This is a genomic window from Oceaniferula spumae (assembly GCF_042849255.1).
GTDB classification, from domain to species: domain Bacteria; phylum Verrucomicrobiota; class Verrucomicrobiia; order Verrucomicrobiales; family Akkermansiaceae; genus Oceaniferula; species Oceaniferula spumae.
On the sequence record NZ_AP026866.1, the window covers coordinates 485096 to 501496 of the forward strand.

Consider the following 16401-nt stretch of genomic DNA (forward strand, 5'->3'; position numbering starts at 1 on the left):
TCGTATGTTTAAAGCAGCCCTTTGAGCATCATGATATGGTAAGCAACCACCTTGCTTGTGGGAGAAGCGAAGTAAACCGAACAACGGACTTGCTAAGATAGAAAAATCTGTGGGTCAGATGGGACTTCGCCTCTCTCGCGGGCTACCAAATTCCGAGCCGTATCTTGGATCTATCGAATCCGTATTGCTACGAGTATGGAATATGTAGTCTGCACTACCACAAGGCTTTATTTCGGTGGGTCAAACCATAACTAATTAGCCACATGAAACCTATTAAATCAAATATCGAATTCTGTATCGGCATCGACATTTCCAAAGCCGACTTCCACGCCGCCCTACTCAGAACCAAGGACAAGAAAGTGCTCGCCCAAAAAACATTTGCCAACAACGCAGCTGGCTTCAAAAACCTGCACAAATGGCTTATTGGAAAAACTTCTGCCTCTCTTCCCGTCCACATCTGCATGGAGGCCACTGGCAGCTACGGAGAAGACGTCGCATTTTTCTTCCATGACAAGGTCACCAGACTCAGTGTCGTCAATCCACGCGCCATTAAAGCCCATGGTGACAGCTTCCTGAGGCGGTGCAAATCTGATCCTGCCGATGCCCGCCTCATTGCCGATTTCTGTCTGCAAAAGCAGCCCTCCCAGTGGATTGCTCCTACTCCCGGGCAGCAAAAGATCAAGGCTCTGTCACGTCGCCTCACCGCTCTCAAGAAATCTCTCAACCAGGAAAGCAATCGCCTCAAAACAACCTCCGACAAAGAAGTCGTCAAAGATATCAAAGAGCATCTCCGCTGGATCAGCAACCATATCAACAAGCTCGAGGGCAAACTTGTCACACTCGTCAAGGAAGACAAAACCACAGGGCAACAACATGCCCTCATCACCTCCATTCCAGGCTTCGGCGACAAGACCGCAGCGCACCTCCTCGCCGAAATCGGGGATGTTTCCATCTACTCAAACGCAAGACAGCTTGCAGCTCACGCCGGGGTCACTCCCTCGATCTTTGAAACAGGAACCAGCAGCAAAAAACGCACCCCCATGACCAAGGCGGGCAATGCCCACATGCGTAAGATGCTCTTTTTCCCGGCCATGACAGCCATGCTTCACAACCCCATTTGTAAAGCCTTCGCGGACCGACTCAACGAAAAGGGAAAACCCAAAATCGTCATCATCGGAGCTGTCATGAACAAGCTCTTACACCTCGTATTCGGGGTGCTCAAAAACCAGCAACCTTTCAATCCTAACCTTCTTAGAAATCCCTAAAAACATCACTTGATCTCAACGCCGCATCTGACCCCTCTCTGACCCCTCTCCGACCCCTTTCAATTACCTCTTGATTTCAACGCCGCATCTGACCCCTCCCTGTGCGCCCCCTCTCTTGCAAGCGCATCTCTCAAAAACATCGGCAACTCTGAGGTTTCATGAAAATAAAATATTGAAGCACCTCCTAAATTTAATTTAAAACACCCTTGTTCGAAGTGTCCATGCAACTCACTTGGCATGTCATCGTTTGCATCATCAAAATTGGATATGGATAAAAAAACTTCATTTTCATTTTTTTTGTAAGAACCCGAGTAATTCTTCAGAATGAAATCATTTTCATGAGGTTGGTAGTAATTAATCATGCGGAATAAATTATCGCTATCAAATATGATTACCCACGCCTCTGCAATTTTATCACTACCTGACGCATCTAGCCGTAACCAATATTTCGGCTTTTCATCCCTAACTTCCTCGTCATTGTTAGTCTTTGCATTGCAGCCTATGAAGGCTAATGCAGCCGAGATTACGAGCATTTTGGAACTAAACGTCATTTCGAATCACTCACAACCTCCCTGTAAACCGTAGATGTCCTTGACCCTCTAGCATCTGGAGTCAACCGTATCGCTACGCCACTACCTGGATAAGCTGAGCCAGCACCAGGGTTAGTGCTTGCACTCAAATAAGCTCCACCACTCAAGCACACTCCACAATGGTACTGAGTAGCTAGAATATCGCCAAATCTCGGTTTACGCTTGCCTTTGTTTTGCACCTGAATTTTTATTCGTCTCCCATTCTCGTCCGAAACTCGTTTTCCGTCTTTTATGAGGTTTTTCCATTCAATATTCCATACGATTGGGTAAGACTCCAGATCCACAAGATTAGGTGCGAACCACTCTCTAGCCAAAGGGTATCGATCACCCCCTATTAGGTTTTTTGTTTTGCCTATATCACGTAAGCTGTTAGCGACAAAAAGATTGCACGCCGGCCGCCCCTCCGCATCTTGTTTATCATACCACTGGGCATCACTCCCACTATCCCATTTCCCTAATGCTTGCATGCCAAATTGAAAAGATGGTTCACCTGGGTCACCGTCAGGCAAAAGCGCAATAGTATTTCGAATATCATTTGCAGTGGTTTCAATTGCTTTGGCCAAGGCTTGTTTCTGTGCTTTTACAGTTTCGTTGCTCGCACTCCCCCCCCTCATTCTTAATTTTAATGGCTAGAGCATTCAGTTTGAAAATTAGCATGTTTTCTGCCATGCTAAGTTCACGCATTCCAAGGTAATCCCATCTGTTCACCCCATCATTCCCTACAAACCCATACAGATTGAATCCACCTCTCTCCTCGATGGGATCTCTAGATGGCCACTTCCCGAGTTCTGGAAGATAATAACGGTATCCGTAGTTGTAGTAGCCGGTTTCATTGTCTACAGGTTTGGTGGAAAACCTGTGGGAAAATGATGTCGCGAGATTACCGGATGTAGCGGAAACAATTTCGTTTCCAAACGCGTCATATTCGTAATGAGCCACTCTCGTTCCAACGGAGTCCAGGTATTCACTGACATTACCGTTACCGTCATAAGTCGGGTAAAATACTCCGGTTCCAGTTCCTGTGTGCAATTTAGTCGAGAGAAGTCCCCCGACCCCTCCGGCACCTTGCATTGATCCACTCAGATCCATACCCCAAGTGTAGCTCTTGCTGAGAGTTGTGCCAGTGTATTCTGCTATCATATTCCAGCCGTCGTAGATGTAACGGGTGCTTGTTCCTGCGCCCACGGTTTTGCTGATTCGTCTGCCCTGGGCATCATAATCATAGTTCGTAGTCACAGAATCCACCGTTACGGAAATCAGGCGGTTCTCTCCGTCCCATACCAGAATGGAATTTGCGGTGAGATGCGTGGGCAATGGCCCGGAAATCATGTTCCCATCGGCATCATAAGCGGGGTTGAGTGCTCCAATGGCTGTATACTTATTGAGTTTGTCCGCAGTGTAGCTTGTCGAACCGGCGGTGATGCGGTTGCCTATTTTATCATAGCTGTAGGAACGGTCATTATTGGCGGAGGATGTATCATTCGCCTGAATGAGTTCCCCTGCCGCATTATATGTCCAGGTATAGGCAGGAGCCGTGTTGAAGGACGAACCAGTGGTGGTGAGGTTTACACGTTGGCCGATGTTGTTCACGGTGTAGTCAAATTGGCTGACCGGGGTGGTTACAGACGGGAGCATGTTTTTCTTTTGCTCGAGAGCATTGCGATCCGACTCATATTCATTTTCCACAACATGGGCAGGACTGGAGACTGTCTTTACGAGGCCATAGTAGCCTGGTTCGTAGTCGTAGGTATGTGTCTGGCTGTGACCAGTCACCTTATCCAGTCGGCTGTCATTGTCTCTGTAACCATAACCGTTACTGTGTTCGACGGTGGTCTCATTTTTCAACTCCCATCCTGTGGAGCGGCGGAGACCGTCCACCGAGCGCTCCAGGATACGTGTGAAGTCGATGTTACCATTTGCATCGGTATCGTAGCCAATGATCTCCTTGTCGAGAAGTAGTGTGTTCTGATTGTAAACGTAGCTGAGGCTGGTTTGGTTGGTCTGGGTGATGGTCGTTGGACGGCCTAATTTATCATTTGATACGATCACATCCGGGGTATGGGGATCATTACCGGCGCTAGCGGCCAGTACAGCTGGTTCTGTGGTGCCTGCTGTGAAGTAGAGGGTGGCGATGAGGCCGCCTGCGGAGTCATAGTCGTAGCGTGTCCAATTGCCTCGCGCCCACCGGCGGGTTTTCAGGCGGCCTGCAGCGGTGTAGGTGTAATTTGTGCCGTTATCATCCGCGTATTCCTTGCGAATGAGCTGGCCACGTGCGTTGTAGATCCAGGTGGTCTTTGCATAAGTTTCCGGTATTGCTGGATTTTCTCCTTCAGCAGGCACAGCAGCACCTGTATCAACGGTTTCCATGAATACTCTTTGAATTCAAGCAGAAGATCCATAGCTGGCTGGGGCGCTCTACCATCCAACTTACTCAGCATTTCACCGACCATGGACAGCTCGTTGTTGGCTTTTCTGGAAGACTCGCTGATAAACTCTTCAGAAAGCAAGGATAACGTGCCTTCTGAGGCAGCATAGAACAACCATACAGCACGTACCAATGCCCTCATACTGAAGTAGGACTAGTCCAAGCGCAGAGGTGAAATTATTGCCTGCAATCAGCATCTTCACACTTCCCGCATGCTCAAAAGCCACGCTACACAGTATTCGACTTGATGAGCTGCGCTCAGTCTCACTGCGTAGGCCAACAGACAGTCATTCGTCCAGTCTTTGTTCCAGTTCGACTGAACGGGTATGGCAACCAAGTAACTTGTCATCGAGTAACTCCAGCCTCATAAATAAAATCATGTGCAGCGTCTACGAATTTGGCAGAGGTAAGAAGAAGCCACCTCAAGCGCTCAACGCCGGCGGCTTTGATTCGCTGGCAGACGACGTCCGTCTAATCAGACGCACCGACAAGGCTCCTGTGTATCTGAGTGACGGAAGTGTGCACATGATGAGATGGGGTTATGAGCGTCCGGGGCTTGGCGTGGTGAACAACACACGAAGCGATAACTTTGAGAGTCCCATGTGGCGCGATTCGATAGAACATCGCCGCTGCCTGATTCCCGTAACCGCTTTCTACGAGTGGTCAGGCCCGAAAGGAAACAAACGAACACATCGTTTCACCAGCCGGGATGGCGGGTGGCTATGGATGGCTGGTATCTGGGAGACTGCCGACAAACTGGGTGAATGTTTCTCAATGATCACTACCGCAGCTAACGCGCTGATGTCCCCTATTCACAATCGCATGCCAGCTGTCTTGACGGACAAGGAGCTGAATCCATTCCTCGACGGTGAGCTGATGAAGTTCAACCCAGCCCCGGAAACACTCCGGGTGAACGACGCCAGAAACCCACTGCTGAAGAACCCACCGTCTCACGTACAGGACGAACTGTTTTGAAACTGTCATAGACATCAGCCCAATCCTACAATCGGGTCTCACATGGTATCTTGACATCCATATCGGGATATCCCTGAAATTGATACGCCAAGGAAAACCTTCCATCACATAACGAACAACTGTCCGAGACTAACTGCCCGGGCCCACAGACAGAGATCTGTTCGCATTCGGTGAAATCAAAGCCGTTTCACATCAGGAATCTGTCGAAGGATCGAAACCAGACGGAGTATGAGATACTGGCCGAGATCGTACGGAGAACGCCGTGTGCCGCTTTGGAGGATGTGGACCTATTTTATTGCTTGGTGTACTTCAGAAGCCGTCTGAGGTCGATTAATGAGATTTCTGAGTGGGTATTTGACATGCTCATGCTTCTTCGAGGGAAGCGCGAGCATGCCTTTTTATCGACATTCATTTCAGATCATACCATTTCGTCATCGGCGGCACCGCCAGCGAGTGTTCAACATCCAGCACACGGCATCGCTCCAATACATGAAGCCCCAGAGGCCCAGTTCTTTCGATGATTTCGAGATGAGTGACACCCCAAGTGTCACGAGTCACATCATCGGTAACGCACAACGCCATGTTCCGGAGAAAAGAATGCTCGGCCATTTCATCAAGAATTTCTTCCCGATAACGTTCAAGCATTTCCCGGCGACCAAAGTCATCAAACTCACGCCACGCAACCGCCATGAGAGACACGAAATGTGGAGGGATGAAGAATTGCCACGACAAAGCTGATTCCAATGCTGGCCCGATCTTTTTAATAAATTCCGAAGTACTCATGAGCAACAGCAATTCGGAGTTTCTGTGATCACTCTCATTCCCCTGATTAAGGAGCGTGCCGAAATTGCCAACGACCAGCAACCTCGCAGCTTCATTCCTCGCCATGCTCAGGAAAAACTCCGTATCATCCGTTCTTTCCGCTCTTGTCAGCCCAAGCCATTTCCTTAATCTCGGCAAACCGTGACCAGAGAAGGTTCTAAGGTAGGCCAACTGTATGATCTCGTGCATATTGAGCGTGGATGCACGCAATTGACGCACAAAATTCCTTGCCAATTGAGCATCCCACGGATTCCGTTCAGGTCCCCCTGCACATGCGAATTGCATGTACCTCGCGATCGGAGCCTGCTGGCAGAATGCTACCACATGATCTTTTCTACAGTTGCCAGGAACAAGATTGTTGTGGAGTTGCTTGGATTCATCGATTGCATGATCGATCCCCTCTTGAGTAAAGCTCAGCGGATTCGCTAATTGCGCTGCCTTCTGTTGGTGCATCGTTGCACACTCATGCAAGGGCTTGGTATTGTGAGTGTATTTCATTCTCCCGTTGGTGTTCGGGCGGGGGAAGAATCCCCCGCCACCCCCTCTTCATCTTGGCGTTTTTAATACAACTTCCCCAGCACCGATAGGCACGGGTACCAGATCGATAACCTCAGGCATCGGGTCCTCGGGAATGAGATCCCGGAGTGACTGATCAAGACACCGTATGACTGACATGGCTTTCGTGATCCGCCGCTTTCGGTCGTTCGAGACTTTGGACAGGAACAAATCCACTACGTGCACGCCGCCAATTCGCAGGTGGTCATGCTCCGCCATCACCGCCAGAAGCGTGATGAAGTTGTCATTCACCAACGGAACTTTCCCTGTATCGTCTGGGGCTAGCGAGTAGAGCACTTCGAAGAACTTCTTCTCCCATTGAGAATGAATGAGCTTGGTAACAGGTGCTGGCACTACATTACCAGCGTCATCCTTCATGACGTCATCAGCCATGATTTCCCTCAGCTTATTGCCGCTGAGTTTCAGCTCGATACGTGTAAACCGATCAACCTCAAGTTTGCTCGCCCCGCGCCACGCAGGGTGTCGGTTGAGTTGCCGACCCTTGTCGTAGAATTGCAGGGATAACTGCGACCGTTTTGCGGCTCCGAACTTTATGCTTTCTCCCCGGCGGTGCAGAGGTGACTTGCGTAGTCGGGGAATGTTCCGGTCCTTCAACAAGAGTTCGAAATCGGTGTAAGGAATCTCGACAACTCCACCAAATTCTACCGACGTGAACTCGCAAGCCCGGAGGCCCGTGCTGATGCGATCAAGCACGTCCCACATCCGGGTTATGGCTTGCGCCGTCTCTGCCTGGCCTCTGACGATGATTCCGTTGTGGATCTTTCCTGTGAGGAGCCTCGAGAGATTGGCCTGCACGCTCACTATCAAGTTGCTTTTGACCTTGATAGTGATGCCGGAATCGCTGTCGTGCCATCGTTCGGAGTCATCGCCAAAGGATCCGGACCCGGTGGTGGTGTTGCAGATTTTTTCCCATGTCGATGACCCTTGCTCGTGGTTTAGTATATTCACTCTTCTTCCATCACCCCCTGTGTGAGGATTCTCAAGGGTTTGAAGACTACGAGTAACCGGGATGAGGTGTATGCTGTCAAATCCGGTCATGCGGGTACGTTTAAAGTTTTATTGCCCATGGGTATGGCCAATCTCGAACTGTCGCTTACGCGCTTATGCTTTGCCTCGATGCGGCTACGTCCTTCCGGTCGCAGGGAATCGAGGTAAATCAGCAAAGATTCTGTAACAATCATCCTTTGGCCCCTGTTCGCCCCACTTTGCATTAGTGGAAAAGATTCCACCTTGGGGTTCGCACCCCGGATCAGGGACGAAAGGGCCGACTTGCTAAGACCTGAAACAGGGCATCTTTCGCCATTTTTCGGCAGTCTCAAGTAGGCCGGAAATGATGGCCGGACAAGCTGTGTGATGTTCTGCCGGATTGTAATGTTGATGTGATGCCCCCTATCGAGCTTGATGCCGTCGGCTGTCATTGTGGGTGCGAAGAGAACCTTTCTACCGATGACTCTAAGGTCCCGACTGCGTATAATCGCAGGGCTCACGCTTTGATGTTGAATTGAAGTAAACATTTTTTAAAAAACTGGCTGTAACCGCCAGCGGGCGTTCTTTTTGTCTTCCAAGATGCACCTGCTGGTGCACATCGATCCCTCGGCGGAACCGATTATTTTTATTTTGCACGTTCTTAACGCCGATAAGTACGAATCGACTTGCCTCTTTACGGCTGCTTTAATTTACATGCTGACCCTCGCCCGTGCACCCTCTCGGTGCATCTCAAAATGCGCGTCACACACATGCTCTTCTCTAACAATTTAACTTTGTCAAAGTATAATCTCCAATATTTTCAAGCCCTCTCCCGAGGAGCAACTAAGTCTGGCATAAATGCACTCTGCACGAAAGCTTTTTTTTAAAAAAAATCAGGGGGCCGTTATGTCGAATTCAGGTAGCTTTGACGTAGCTTTGCGAAGAGCTGCCGCGTCATGTTTAGCGTAGATCTCATGCACTTTATCACTTGAATGCGCCATCAACGACTTCCGCACGTCTCTCTCGACGTCCGCGTTTCTCAGCCATACAGCGAAGCTGTGGCGCAAACTATGGAAGGAGCGACTGGCTTCCTGGCCATTATCCAGCGTTACCGTCTTCGGTACGCCCGTCCCACTCATAAGGTTGTTGAAGTTGGTGCTGTGTGTGGCCGTGGTTTTACCCGATAGGTTCGGAAACACATACCCACTCTTTTTTACCCCCTGTAAGTTAAGCAGTTTAATCACCCCCTCATTAATCGGCACATTCACCGTCTTTTTAACCTTTCCTTTGCGCTGCTTTTCCGGGCTCACAACTAGGCACTGTTTGTCAAGATGAACACTGCTCCATTTCATTCCTACGATGTCAGAGAGTCGCAACCCGGTGGTGGCTGCAATCAAGATCACAGCTTTCCAATCCGTTTTTTTCGTACCATCAATGAGAATCTGAACCTCCTTCGGCTCGAAATGAGTCACTAGCTTGCTGTCATCCTCGGGAAGATTCCTGATGGCCCGCCCGACGTTCCGCTCAGTTAAGCCCTCATCATGTGCAGTTGTCATCGCCGCCTTAAAATCAGTTAGCTTGACGTTGACGGTCGCGTTCCTAGCCGCCCCCTTGGTCTTGTCTAACTTATCCCGAAGTGCTTTAGCGTGTTGGGTCGAAAACAGCTCCAGAGGCAAACGGGCATTCTTTCCAAGTGCCTTCTTCACCGCTCTGATTGAAGACTTATATCGGGTAAGAGTTTTTAATTTGAGTGATGGAGCCTTGTCTTCCAGCCACTTATCTAGCCAGCCCTCAAGTGAATAACCGGGTAGCTCCTCGTGATTGGAAATCTCGAAGAGTTGCATCACATAGCTACGCGCCTTGTCAACAGTCAGACTCCCCTTGTTGGCATCCACCGCCGCCCTAGCCACGATTTCCGCCAATTCGGTTTGCAGGGATAGCTCGTGCACCTTCCCCTTCTTCTCTTCCAGCTCCCACTTCGCCGCCACCGCACGTGCATCGGTTTTCTTCAACTTACCAGTCGAGCGGTACAGACGATCACCTCGTCGGTCGATGTAGGCGGTTTGCCAGTATGGACTATTGTTGCGTTTAAACAAGGTCGCCATGAGTGCCAACATAAATGCCACAGGAGCCCGCCCTGTCAATGGCTTCTTTCTCACCATGAAGACCAGATCATAGAATCAAATGTTCTATTTTCTGTATCAAAAGAATTGATTGTAATGCCAACAAAAATGCCAACCTTCCAGAAGGTTGAGGAAGATCCTCCATGAGCAAACCCTTGTAACCAACTAAGCATCAATAGCTGAAAACTTTTTGGTCCTGGGTTCGAGTCCCAGTCTGCGTACCATTTTTTAAACCCGCTAAAACCCCAGTGTTTTAGCGGGTTTTTCTTTGATGCAACTTGGGTTTCAGATAGTCGTTGAAACATGAGACTAGGCACAAAGTCGAAATCCGCAGCTGCAGCGCTTTCTCTCCTTCTCGGCAGCAGCTTAGTTGTTGGTGCATGTGATCACGAAGAGCGGTTGCGTGTGAGGGTCGAAGCCACGGGTTTTAACGCGAGCGCGTCGGATATCAGCAAGGTTCTTGAATATGCGGGTCGGCCTCTGTGGAGGAATTTCAAGAATTATAGGGTCGAGCCGATTATGGTAATCCGTGGCGACAATGGTCCAATCACTCTCTACAAACGCAATCTCAAGGGTGAAATCATCGTGATGCTCGATACCAACAGCACGCTTTGGGCGCAGTATTCCTATCAGTGGGCGCATGAACTCTGCCATGTGCTCTGCGGGTTTCGTAATGACGGGCACGATAACAAATGGTTTGAGGAAACGATTTGCGAGCTGGCTTCTCTTTACTGCATGCGTGCCGCCTCAAAGGATTGGGCGGCAAACCCACCCTACCCTCATTGGAAAAGCTATGCCCCACATCTTAAGGCCTACGCCGACAAGACCATGGGCAAGTATGAGCAAATCAAGGCTGAGGACCTCGATGTATTTTATCAGAAACATCGCGACGAACTCCGCAAAAGCTCAACGCTGCGGCATCACAATGGAGCCATGGCTGCCGCATTACTGCCCCTCTTTGAGAAAAATCCAAATAACTGGGAGGCTCTGAGATACCTGAATGCTACGCCGGCCAAAAAGGGACTCAGTTTCAAAGACTTTCTCGCCAAGTGGCACAACGACGCTCCTGAGAAGCATCGGAAATTTATCACGCATATCGCACAGCTGTACGGAGTAAAATAAGGCTTAGCTTTCCAGCCTGATACTTTGGGGATGGCGAATGATGTCCGCTGGATCAAAGCGCTGCTTCATCTGACGGATCATTTTTAAACTCTCGTCACCATAATATGATCTCTCCCAGTCCTTGAATTCAATATCTGGGTAATTACGGTAATGCTTGTTGATGCCCGCACCCAAGAGGATTTTCTGCACAGCCCTCACATTCTCGATACATTTTGTCGCACGGCTTTCACGATCCCAGTAGGCCTGTATTTCGCCGAGCCAAGGATAGCTGCGGTGTGGGTAAACAGACTCTTTGGCAAAATCATGGCTGTTGATGCGTCCGCCCAAGGTGTTGATCTGCCAGACGGTGCCCGATACGTCGGCGACTTGCTCGGCGATTCTGGGAATGACCGAAGCGATATCTGCATGAGATTTGTAGTAGCCGGCTGAGGCGTTCTTGAATGGCAGCGGGCCAGAACGACCGTAATAGCGTCGAATCGCTCGCTCAGTCGGGGCGACATGCACCGGTTCGGATTTCCATGCGTCCTTCGCCATTGGTCCGAAGTGCGTTTCCACCACCTGTCTGGATGCCGGTTCAAAAAACGTGATCAGAACTGTGAGTTGCGTGCCATTGAGGACGAAGGCTGAAAAAACATCACCCGGCAGACCATCAGTCGCCTTAAACCAGAGTTTAGCCAAATCTCCCACCTTCTCAGGAGTGAGATTACGAAACCTGATGCGCTTGCTGCTGAAACTCTTGGGTGCTGGGACCGTGCGAAATCGCAGCTCGGTGATTATTCCGAAATTCCCGTTACCACCGCCCCGACAAACTTTCAGCAAATCCGGCTGCTGATCGCTGTCGTGGACGTTGCCCTGCCCGTCGACCATGCGCACGCCTATTAGATGATCGCAGGTCAGTCCATATTTTCTGGCGAACAATCCGTAGCCGCCACCCAGTGTCAGTCCTGCCAATCCGACACCTGCGCATGAGCCCGACGGAAGTAGTCTTCCTTTCGGGAAGAGTAATTTCCCCACATCGCCAAGCTTGCAGCCTGGCTGTGCCTTGAGCGTTTTCTGCTTGGAGTCATAGGTCATTGTTTTCATGCCCGAGAGATCAACCATCAGTCCTCCGTTATTGGAGCTGAATCCCTCAAAACTGTGGCCGCCGCTCTTCACCGTGACTTGGGTATTTTTCCCGTGAGCGTAACGAAGTGCAGCAGCCACTTCAGTCTCACTTTGACAGACTGCCACTATCTTGGGCCGAAGCTTTAGCCGACTGTTGAAAAGTTGACAGGCCTGCCCGTAACCCGCTTTCTCCGGTGTCAGAAAAAACGGAAGCTCTCCAGCCGCAGTTTTGGTCTGAGTAAATGCTCGGCCCAGTCCAAACAGGCAAGCCAACGACCCGAATGATATTGTGTGAATAACCTCCCTTCTTCCAAAATACATATTGCTTATAACGAGTTAAATGCGGGTATTTTTACGAATATATATTAATACAGTGGATTTTTAGGGAGTGATCGATTCCAGCCAAAATCAGAGCCTCGATTATTGTGATTGGGCATGGACTCTAAGGAACAAAGCGCCACCTGAATTCAGTAGGTTTTCAGATCGTAAAATAACCTTTTCCAGGCCCCCGCCTAATACTTGAGGAGTGCCATGAATTGCAGAATTTGTGCCATCCCACCCCGCCAAGTCATCACAATCCTCTAGCGCCCATACCACGTCAAAAGCATTTCTGCGTCGTGGGAATGAAATCGCAGCGTAGACTTCGCCACTGTGACTAGCTGGCACAAGCGTCACCTCAACAGAATCAGGCACCTTCGGATCGGTTCCAAAACAATATTCAGCCCAGTTGCTGCGACCATCGTTATCCATATCCGAATCACTCATACCGATCTGTGGATCATCTCGTTCGAGGCTATTGAAATGGCCATAGCGCCATCCCTCAAAGTGGGCGAAAACTTGACCATTGGGTAGAGATGGCGTGCCGTCCTGAGTGGCGCTAATTCCCCAGCTTGTTGGCTCATCAAATAAGTTGAATGGCGTATTCTCATCGCGAACGACTAGAGTACGACCGTCCCCGTCACTGGGTGGATACCACTTATCATTCCATTCAAAATCCAGAATGCTTTCGCCTAGGGCGTCCACCAATTTCAATCTCTCGCCACCGTTGTCGAGCGAGCCTGTGTAATTCCCGACCACGTTCAAGCCAGTGCCGTAGCGGAACTCGAATGCGTCCAAATTTTTGGCGATCACAATTCGGTCTCCAGCAGCGAGAGTTGTAGACGCAGGGAAAACGTAATCAATCCCCTCTATGAATGAACAACCGTCTAATAACAGTGCACTGGATCCAGTGTTCACTAATTCAATGAACTCAAAATCGGAGTCCGTAACACCTGGGAATTGCGATTGCTCGGCTGCTGTTGGACCCGTGGGGTGATAGTTGATCTCGGATACCCGCAGAAATTGTTGTGCTAGTGACGGCGTGCCAGTGTAAGTCTTCGTGGCGATCAAATTCCCCTCGGCATCCCATAGTTCAATCGTTTCACCACGAGCGGAAAGCTGACCGCTGTAACCACCTTGAATGAAGCGGTATTCGCCTCCCTTGGCTCCTGTTGCGCGGGAACGGAAAGCTGTGGACGATTTAGCCACATGGAGCAGGCCCACATACTGAGCCCCCGCATTGCCGCTGCCGGCGGGAATAATGGTGCCAGCCTTGAAAGTCATCTCCACCGCCCCTTTCACCTGCCATCCGCTGATATCCACTGCCGTGTTTTCTCGATTCTTGAGAACAAAATACTCCTCGTCCTGATTATTGCTGATTGGTAAAAACTCAACATCCTCGATGGTGATGTTTGACATTGGTTGTTGGGCAGAAGGTATTCCCAGGCCATTGCTGCTCGGAACACCACTGTAGAGATAGGCGCGTCTACCAGGCAGATAATCGTCGATTAGGCGCTGTGCTTGATTGCGCATGCGATGCTCAGCATTTGTGCTGCCTGACCCTCCATCGCGCCACGAACCCCACATGGAGAAATCCAAGTCAGCATCCGATGTTACCCCTACCGGGTCGATTAAATCAGCCAGTTCGTTGATTCGGTTTTCCATCCGGCGTTGCGCCAAAGGAACTGCGTCCGGTTGCAGAAGTTTGTCCATTAACGATCTCACTCGACGAACATACATCTCGTTGAGTTCGGGAGAATTCCAGATGAAGGTTTTCAATCGATTTGATGCGCCAAATTGCAGATTTTGAGTCCAAATCAAGTCATCATCAAAATACCCCTGCCCACCCCAATCGTGGCCGAGACTCAGGTCCAAATCCCAAACGATTAGCATCCATTCCCCCGTGATGTTAGTGTCACGATAGACGTAGTAGTTCTTATGCCCTTGGTCCTCACTCCCCGCCAAGAACAGCCCGGCGAGATAGTTGATGGTTTCTGGAATATCGATATTATCATAGCCATATAGCCGACGTGCGTTTTGAGAGTTGCTCTCGTTTAACGCCGAGATCAGTGCTTGGATATCAGACTTATCTTCATCCTTGCGAGTTTTCTTGGTAGCGCCTCCAGTGCCATCTAATCGATTATACATCTTGTAGAGTGCGCCTTCTGGATCGAAGCCGATCCTTTCCAAAAAGCGATCATCACCGTCCTCAACCATGTCGGCGACACTGAAAAAGCTTCCGTTCTGTTGCACCCGAACTGGGAATGCGTAGTGATGGGCTGCTCCAGCATCACGGAATATTTCATAGGCCATGGTGTTCCGCATTTTGGTTTTATCGGCCCAATTGGTCAGCAGGTTGATGTCCTTGGCCTTGATCTCCCCCGCTTTCCACTCAAAGCGATTGCCCTTATTGAAATCGATATCGTAACTCTTCTTTGAAAACCCACTGGTCGTCTGGCCATGGAGATCCGTCTGGATGTTATCGTAAAATCGGCCGGCATAGAAAAAAGAAGAGCGAGTGCCGCCTCGGGTATTGGCTGAGCTCGGGCTTTCCACAAACCAGTGGAGAATTGGCAAATTGGAAGTGTTGATCCCAGCTTCCGCCATGGTGCCGTAGTAACGATCCGAATCATTCGGATCCAAGTAAGCAGGAGATTGGCCTAGATTATTCTCGTCATCACGAGCTTCAATACGCCAGCGCAGCATCTGCCCTGAACTCATCGTGGTAGTTGGAACATGGACAGAATAGACACCATCACCAGCGGTTTCGTCAGGCGTAACGCCGTCATCCCTCATTGTCAGCTGAGTTTCCGAACCGAACATCACCCTGTAGAACAGTCTAACAGTCGATATCGGGTGATTCGTTTCCGTGACAAGTGCTGTGACCCTGATCGGGGCGCTGCCTGCTCCTCCCTGCGGCAATGGGGTAACGGCATCGGTAACTTCATCAATAAAAGGAGCCAAATCTTCGGATCCCCCCTCATTAATCGCTCCCGGGGTGGGACTAGTGAAGTAGACTTTCTGTGTCCCTGTGCTTGGGTTCGTGACTGCATCTAATTCAGGAAAGCAAAGCATGTCCGAGCTGCCCACTCGGTCGTTCAGACCATGAATGGCTAAGAGGTTGTTTCCAGGCAACAAGGTCACCCCACTGAGGTTGATATTGAAGTTTTCCCAGTCGTCATTTTGTCCATCAGGTCGGTCTTCTGTAGCAGAGCTATTCCAACCAAGGCTTGTCGGATTTCGATCAGCCGCCACTTGCACTCCATTGATGTAAGCCACAAACCCAGCATCCCAGCGCATTCGCAATGTCAGGCTACTGACAGCAGATGGATCCGAAACGTTAAATGGAAGCCTAAGAAAGATCGATGAGTTCTCCTCATACATCTCGGATTCAAAATCGCCACCGGAGCCTATCCAATTGCCAAATCCGGAGCTTCGCTCATAGCCCACACCTGAATTAATATTCCTCCACGTCGAACCAGTGAACGATCCGTTGATTGAGGTATTCCAGCCATTAAAGTTGTTGTTAAAATCGCTCTGACTCTGAGCCACCCCCGCCCGCCCAGCTGCGCCCTGTGCGACGATCGTTGACACAGCGCCACTTTGCATCAAACCATACGAGATATCGGTAGCTTGAGGTGGATAGCTGGGGGCGTATTCGTGCTCCACCGATCCATTAGGTTTTACGAGCGCCAGATACTCTCCAGATTTGCTGAGTGAAAAGTTGGTGTGTAACTCCGCGCCCTCGACTCGCCGGTCCTTGCCCGATGCAAAAACGATAATGAAACCCTTCGCTGGCACCGTGACATTTGGAAACACCCACTTGGAGGAGTTGGAGTCATTATCCGTCAACCTCCAGCCGTTCAGGTTGATCGCAGACGTGTCATCGTTGTAGATTTCGATCCAATCTGAAGAATCGCCATCGGCATCATCATAGCTGGAATCATTCGAAGCCATGAATTCAGAAATCCATACTTCCCCCCGGACAGTTTCGCCCAAGCCTGCGAACATGCAGATAGCGCAGAATACAGTTTGAACTCTTCTTATTTTTTCCAGCATGTACAAGGCGGAAAAGTAGCCTCTGTCATCCATACCGCAAGCTAAGAATCAGCCTG

Annotated in this window: 12 protein-coding genes and 1 pseudogene; 3 read left to right on the top strand and 10 right to left on the bottom strand. The window is 49.9% G+C overall.

Annotated features, from left to right (window positions below):
* Nucleotides 1-263: 263 nt before the first annotated feature.
* Entirely contained in the window at nt 264-1265 is a 1002-nt protein-coding gene (locus ACSPJT_RS02175) for an IS110 family transposase (protein ID WP_435894733.1), read from the top strand.
* Nucleotides 1266-1324: 59 nt separating this feature from the next.
* Here ACSPJT_RS02175 and ACSPJT_RS02180 read toward each other — a convergent pair whose 3' ends face one another.
* The 5 genes and pseudogenes from ACSPJT_RS02180 to ACSPJT_RS02200 form a co-directional block, all read right to left on the bottom strand.
* A complete protein-coding gene (locus ACSPJT_RS02180; RefSeq protein ID WP_435894734.1) occupies nt 1325-1798 on the bottom strand; it encodes a hypothetical protein in 474 nt (157 codons plus the stop codon).
* A gap of 14 nt (nt 1799-1812) precedes the next feature.
* Nucleotides 1813-2418: a hypothetical protein gene (locus tag ACSPJT_RS02185; RefSeq protein WP_435894735.1), complete on the bottom strand. Its 606-nt coding sequence runs from the start codon at nt 2416-2418 to the stop codon at nt 1813-1815.
* Nucleotides 2402-4222 (bottom strand): RHS repeat domain-containing protein, encoded by a 1821-nt coding sequence (locus tag ACSPJT_RS02190; protein ID WP_435894736.1) that lies wholly within the window; start codon nt 4220-4222, stop codon nt 2402-2404. The genes ACSPJT_RS02185 and ACSPJT_RS02190 overlap by 17 nt, the downstream gene beginning before the upstream one ends.
* Before the next feature lie 47 nt (nt 4223-4269).
* Nucleotides 4270-4395, bottom strand: a pseudogene (locus ACSPJT_RS02195) (hypothetical protein); the annotation flags it as partial.
* Nucleotides 4352-4477 (bottom strand): hypothetical protein, encoded by a 126-nt coding sequence (locus ACSPJT_RS02200; protein WP_435896169.1) that lies wholly within the window; start codon nt 4475-4477, stop codon nt 4352-4354. The gene ACSPJT_RS02200 and the pseudogene ACSPJT_RS02195, both read right to left, overlap by 44 nt.
* Nucleotides 4478-4658: 181 nt before the next feature.
* Between ACSPJT_RS02200 and ACSPJT_RS02205 the strand changes: the two genes are divergently transcribed.
* Entirely contained in the window at nt 4659-5255 is a 597-nt protein-coding gene (locus ACSPJT_RS02205; protein WP_435894737.1) for an SOS response-associated peptidase, read from the top strand.
* A 408-nt stretch (nt 5256-5663) separates the two neighbouring features.
* On the opposite strand, the gene ACSPJT_RS02210 is transcribed toward ACSPJT_RS02205, so the two are convergent.
* The 3 genes from ACSPJT_RS02210 to ACSPJT_RS02220 all read right to left on the bottom strand — a co-directional run bounded on the left by ACSPJT_RS02210 (nt 5664) and on the right by ACSPJT_RS02220 (nt 9781).
* A complete protein-coding gene (locus tag ACSPJT_RS02210; protein ID WP_435894738.1) occupies nt 5664-6575 on the bottom strand; it encodes a hypothetical protein in 912 nt (303 codons plus the stop codon).
* 48 nt (nt 6576-6623) lie between these two features.
* The gene (locus ACSPJT_RS02215; RefSeq protein WP_435894739.1) at nt 6624-7601 is read right to left on the bottom strand and encodes a hypothetical protein; all 978 of its coding nucleotides are present in this window, start codon (nt 7599-7601) and stop codon (nt 6624-6626) included.
* A 911-nt stretch (nt 7602-8512) separates the two neighbouring features.
* Nucleotides 8513-9781, bottom strand: coding sequence for a tyrosine-type recombinase/integrase (locus ACSPJT_RS02220; protein WP_435894740.1), 1269 nt, complete (start codon nt 9779-9781; stop codon nt 8513-8515).
* A gap of 264 nt (nt 9782-10045) precedes the next feature.
* Between ACSPJT_RS02220 and ACSPJT_RS02225 the strand changes: the two genes are divergently transcribed.
* A complete protein-coding gene (locus ACSPJT_RS02225; RefSeq protein WP_435894741.1) occupies nt 10046-10864 on the top strand; it encodes a hypothetical protein in 819 nt (272 codons plus the stop codon).
* A gap of 3 nt (nt 10865-10867) precedes the next feature.
* On the opposite strand, the gene ACSPJT_RS02230 is transcribed toward ACSPJT_RS02225, so the two are convergent.
* Nucleotides 10868-12094, bottom strand: coding sequence for an FAD-binding oxidoreductase (locus ACSPJT_RS02230; protein WP_435894742.1), 1227 nt, complete (start codon nt 12092-12094; stop codon nt 10868-10870).
* A 294-nt stretch (nt 12095-12388) separates the two neighbouring features.
* Nucleotides 12389-16378, bottom strand: a complete 3990-nt coding sequence (locus tag ACSPJT_RS02235) for a lamin tail domain-containing protein (protein WP_435894743.1) — start codon at nt 16376-16378, stop codon at nt 12389-12391.
* Between the last annotated feature and the right edge of the window lie 23 nt (nt 16379-16401).

Excerpts from the sequence above, each read along its gene's own strand:
- ACSPJT_RS02175 (WP_435894733.1), top strand. The coding sequence starts at position 264 with ATGAAACCTATTAAATCAAATATCGAATTCTGTATCGGCATCGACATT.
- ACSPJT_RS02180 (WP_435894734.1), bottom strand. The coding sequence starts at position 1,798 with ATGCTCGTAATCTCGGCTGCATTAGCCTTCATAGGCTGCAATGCAAAG.
- ACSPJT_RS02190 (WP_435894736.1), bottom strand. The coding sequence starts at position 4,222 with ATGGAAACCGTTGATACAGGTGCTGCTGTGCCTGCTGAAGGAGAAAAT.
- ACSPJT_RS02200 (WP_435896169.1), bottom strand. The coding sequence starts at position 4,477 with ATGCTGATTGCAGGCAATAATTTCACCTCTGCGCTTGGACTAGTCCTA.
- ACSPJT_RS02205 (WP_435894737.1), top strand. The coding sequence starts at position 4,659 with ATGTGCAGCGTCTACGAATTTGGCAGAGGTAAGAAGAAGCCACCTCAA.
- ACSPJT_RS02210 (WP_435894738.1), bottom strand. The coding sequence starts at position 6,575 with ATGAAATACACTCACAATACCAAGCCCTTGCATGAGTGTGCAACGATG.
- ACSPJT_RS02220 (WP_435894740.1), bottom strand. The coding sequence starts at position 9,781 with ATGGTGAGAAAGAAGCCATTGACAGGGCGGGCTCCTGTGGCATTTATG.
- ACSPJT_RS02225 (WP_435894741.1), top strand. The coding sequence starts at position 10,046 with ATGAGACTAGGCACAAAGTCGAAATCCGCAGCTGCAGCGCTTTCTCTC.
- ACSPJT_RS02235 (WP_435894743.1), bottom strand. The coding sequence starts at position 16,378 with ATGGATGACAGAGGCTACTTTTCCGCCTTGTACATGCTGGAAAAAATA.